General features: G+C 45.7%; 3 protein-coding genes and 1 pseudogene. All 4 read right to left on the bottom strand.

Translation table 11 applies throughout. From position 1 onward, the window contains the following. Positions 1–363 (bottom strand): annotated as a pseudogene (locus tag ABUA47_RS23700) (hypothetical protein); the annotation flags it as partial. Between the two features lie 105 nt (positions 364–468). Beyond that, positions 469–927, bottom strand: coding sequence for a hypothetical protein (locus ABUA47_RS23695; protein ID WP_008765525.1), 459 nt, complete (start codon positions 925–927; stop codon positions 469–471). 45 nt (positions 928–972) lie between these two features. After that, on the bottom strand, positions 973–1,710 hold the full coding sequence (locus ABUA47_RS23690) for a DUF1266 domain-containing protein (RefSeq protein WP_008144975.1): 738 nt from the start codon (positions 1,708–1,710) through the stop codon (positions 973–975). A 335-nt stretch (positions 1,711–2,045) separates the two neighbouring features. Further along, entirely contained in the window at positions 2,046–3,413 is a 1,368-nt protein-coding gene (mobV, locus tag ABUA47_RS23685) for a MobV family relaxase (RefSeq protein ID WP_009291794.1), read from the bottom strand. Between the last annotated feature and the right edge of the window lie 151 nt (positions 3,414–3,564).

The following is a 3,564-nucleotide window of genomic DNA, read 5'->3' as shown; positions in this document are numbered from 1 at the left end:
TCCGTCTATCTTGCCTTGCTGCATGGGTGTTTCCTTTCGGGGAGTAACGCCGTCTTGGTAATACTCCGTGAATGTGCTGTTACGCTTGCCTTTGGCATATATACCCGATTCACGCAGCACCCCATCACGATAGCGGCGATAATCACCGTTTATCATGCCATCGGAAAATTTAACACACTCCTCGTCAAGTCCTCGTATAATGCGATATTTTCCCCGTAACGGCTGTTTTCTGCCTTTTTTATAATAGACCGTGCGCCGTGAGTTATCTGTTATAGTCTGCAAATCGCTCCATTCTACGATTTGTTGTGCGGAAACCGTGCCACACAATAGTAAAAAGATGTATAGTGCCAATATTCTATTCATTGTATTTTTTGTTTTTCAAGGTTGCGGCTAACACGTGGCTCAATCACCACGAAAAGCGATTGAGCCACACGCCATTATCCGCATAAATCGAACTTGTTAGCCTCTTCACTTCTTCAACAAAGCGAAAAATTCCTCGTATCGCTCGAAAGATTCAAAGAATCCTGCATGCAATGTTATTTGTGTATCATCCGTCAAGAAGATTTCCAATTCTCCTTCTTCATCGTCATATTTAAGATGTTTTATATCCGATATTTTAAATATTTTGTCGGTTTTCTCCCCTTTCTTTATTATAGGATAGGTTACACTATCTGCATCGACAACGATTTTTCCTCCGTTCGCCGCCAAAGCACGGGCAAGACGAACCTTGTTCAATGTTATTACCAAGAGAACGAGTCCTCCGATTATAAAAACAATGGCAGTACTCGTAGGGCCAAGTATTCGGGTACTGCCTATTCTTATACCGAATGGATAAACGAGCGGCACGACAACCATACCGACTGATACAGCCAACATTGTAATGTTATCCTTGATAGGAGAGGCTGGAGCATAATTAAACGTTTTCATAATTCAAAAAAAATGTAGAGTTAATAAATGTTTTTTAATAAAGTATCACCATTTTATATAAGTCCAAGGGCTTTTGGTATCTGTCAGTAAATCTTCTGCCAATCCAATCATGTTGGTAGTTCCCATCGACAAAGTACGACCAAGAACATAACTATAAGCATAGTCTTTCCAATTGGTATAAACTTCTTTGGTCATCTCGTAAGCGGCATTGATACACTGCATACATTCTTCTTTTACAATGTACTCTTGCTCAAGGCAAAGTCTGCTGATAAAGTTTAATCTTCCTGCATCCCACGCAAGTACTCCGAGTTTGCCCATTTCTTCTTTGGATACGACAATTCCAGCTTGTTCAATGTCCGGATATTTTTCCTCCATCGTTTCCAACTTTTCCAAACAGTCATTTCGGAAATCGGTGTGTTCTTTCAATTCTTCATTTTCATTAAGCCACTTCCTGCTTATATTACCCCCTCCTTGAAGAAAAGCCGTATAAGCATAGTGAAACATTGTTTGCGAGGGAGCTTGCGACAACCAATTCAAAGTTTCGATGGCACTATCCCTATCCGTTATACCAAAGTATTCACCTAAAATAACTTTACGAACAGAGGGAGTTACGCCAGTTTCGAATGTGTTCAATACACCTTGTTGTTGATATACATACAGATTGCCAAGACTTATCTTGCGTAAATCCGCTTCTGGCAAATGTGAATTTTCATCCACATTCAAACCATCCTGAAAGAAACTCTGCAATTTTGCAAGTCTTCCCCAAAGAGATGTCATGTCCATAGTACTATGTTTGTCTTTCCAGCTCCTTAAGACCTTTTATTATTAAACCACGAAGCGTGGAACTGCAATGCCACGTCTTTGTTGAAGGTCGTAGGAAAAACCTAATGAGCAGATGTAGTAATAGCAGCCCACGCTATAGCGTGAGAACCACTATGCCATCCTTGCTCATTTTGAAAATTTCCTACGTTTTCAACAACAAGATAAGCATAACGCTTCTTTCTTTTCTAATATGTCTTGGACGGAGTTTCCCTAATCCAACCACAAAGGTAGTGAAAAGTTGTGATAATCACTTATGTTGCAATAGATTTATTTGCTCGCTGTATAAAATTGGAGCTTTACAGTTTCATACCCCTGCTTTTCCTTTGCTGCTGTATAGGTTGCCGTATGTTCTGCCTTAACTTCTCGAACTGTTCCTTAAACCACTCGGCAATGGGCTTTCGGTCGATGGCAAGAACCAATTTAGCCCCGTCCGTGGGGTCTTTCAGCACTTGGAAACCTGCCCTTTCGGTCGTGAATTTCCGTCCGTGTTCCTCCGAGTAGAGTTCCCCTGCATACTCCAACGGTTTTCCCTTGACGAGCGTTGCGGTCTGCCTTTCATCGAACCCGACAAGGCGGCAAAGGTTTTCGATACGGAGCATTTCACGGAAATAGGGAAACCATGCCGCAGCCTTTGCGATTACCGTTTTCAAGAAAGATATTTCCTCCTTGTGCTTCGTTTCCTTGTCCGCTATCTCCCTGCGGTGCTTCCGTTCTACTTCCGCCATCTGTCGGCTGTGGTCTGCCTGCATGGTCTGTATTCTGTCTTGCAGGGCTTCGATGGTTTCCTCGTGGTCGGCTACCTCCCTATGCAGGGCGGTGTTCTCCCTTTCCAGCGTCTTGACCTTGTTACTGCCGAAAAGAGAACCGACACTCTCGGCGATGTTGGCGGCTGCGACGGTTGCCGCCCCTTTCAGCTTCTCGGTCTGTATTTCTTTTTTCGCCCGTCTTAGTTCTTCCCGTGCCGTTTCTTTCTGCTGCTGCAAATCCACCACTTCCGCTTTGAGGTCGTCGGAGAGTTTCTGTATATCCCGATAATACTGCTGCGTGGACTTGTGACGAGCTTTCGAGCCGTCTATGCCCCTTTGCAGCCCGTATTTCGCCATCGCCACGGCATAGGTATCTTGGTAGGACTTCAATTTCAGCCGTGTCATAATATCGTCTGCGCACAGCCTCACGGTGTCGGTCGGCTTCTTGCGGTATCGCTTCTTCGTCTGTTCCTCCCTTTTCCTGCGCTTTCGCTCTCCCTTGACGATGGGGACGAGTGTAACGTGTATGTGCGGCGTTTCCTCGTCCCTGTGCAGGTGAGCCGCCACGATGTTCTCCTTTCCGAACGTGTCGGCGAAGTATTTCAGATTGTCGGCGCACCACTCGTCCAAACGCCCCTCTTCCTCTATCCGCTTCATGTCCTCGTGCGTTCCCGACACGTTGATGCGGATTGCCCGTACTTGGTTGCTTCCGATTTTGCGTGTCAGCCCCGCTTCTTCTAATCTCTGCTGTATAGCCGCCGAACGGTCTTTCACCCCGTCGGGGTATTCGATAAGCCTGCGGTTCAGGTGCGTGCGTGTGGGGTCAGCGTTCTTCGGTATGATGAAACGCTCGATATGTGCGGTCGTTCCGCTGTCGCTGCCGTGCGCCTTTTCCATGTGTAAAACTACGAAACCCATATATTCCTTTCTTTTCTGGCTTGTGAAACAATAAATCTGACTATCTTTGAGGGCGGCGAAATGCCGTCCTCAAGGGGGTGTGCAGAGGGGCTTGCCCCTTGCCTTATTGGGGAATTTTCAGCGATACGTAGTATTGCGGCTCGGAAAATTC

The sequence above is a fragment of the Bacteroides sp. RTP31139st1_H2_RTP31139_211217 genome, from assembly GCF_040227615.1.
Lineage (GTDB): Bacteria > Bacteroidota > Bacteroidia > Bacteroidales > Bacteroidaceae > Bacteroides > Bacteroides uniformis.
Note: the sequence above shows the minus strand (reverse complement) of the source record. Positions and strands in the feature narration are given on the sequence as shown.